This window comes from Vibrio sp. 2134-1 (assembly GCF_033339495.1).
In genome coordinates, this window is the sequence record NZ_JAWOUS010000329.1 from 1 (window position 1) to 769 (window position 769).

Genomic DNA, 769 nt, shown 5'->3' on the forward strand with positions numbered 1-769 from the left:
AAGTTTACTTATCGTCATCTCGTTAAGCGAACGCTTATCCGGTAAGTAAAGGTGTATGATTGAACATTCAATCTTGGCACTTCAACGAGACCAACGCATTCATTGATTAGCAGACACATGGGTAATGTGACTGCTGGTTTGTATTGTTTGCGGAAGGTCACTAAACACTGCTGTCCTTCCGCGTGGGAGGAAGCATGTCTCTTATCGAAAATACCACCCAGTTAAGCCAATCTGTTCTATTTCAAGAATCACTGACAATGTATGGTGCATTCGGCCTTTTCACACTCGTTTTGGTTGCGCTTGATATCTATCAAACCCGAGGCGGTGCCATTACGATGCAAAAAGCCATCGTTTGGAGCATATTCTGGTTCTTACTCGCGTTTCTTTTTGCAGGTTCCATCTATTTCTTTTGGGACGTTTACGCTCCTCATAGTGCTTACAGCAATGAGAAAGCGACCGTGTCTTTCCTAACTGGTTACTTGCTCGAAAAATCATTAAGCGTTGATAACTTATTTGTCTTCGCCATCATATTTGCCCAATACAAAGTGCCAGAGCATCTTCGTCCTCGTGCGTTGCTGTGGGGTGTGATTGGCGCGTTGCTTCTGCGTGCAATTATGATTGCTGTCGGCGCGCAGCTGCTCGCCCAATACCATTGGGTACTCTACCTATTTGCGGCATTCCTAATCTGGACAGGTATTAAGCTTGCTCGCGACAAAGGTGAAGATGAAGAAGTGAACCCATACCCAGAGCAAGTGATTCGTAAATTGCT

Annotated in this window: 1 protein-coding gene; it reads left to right on the top strand. The window is 45.0% G+C overall.

Annotation, left to right across the window (positions count from 1 at the left end; translation table 11 throughout):
* Window positions 1-194: 194 nt before the first annotated feature.
* A partial coding sequence (locus tag R7R78_RS25775) for a TerC family protein (RefSeq protein ID WP_406707399.1) occupies window positions 195-769 on the top strand: 575 nt, incomplete at its 3' end.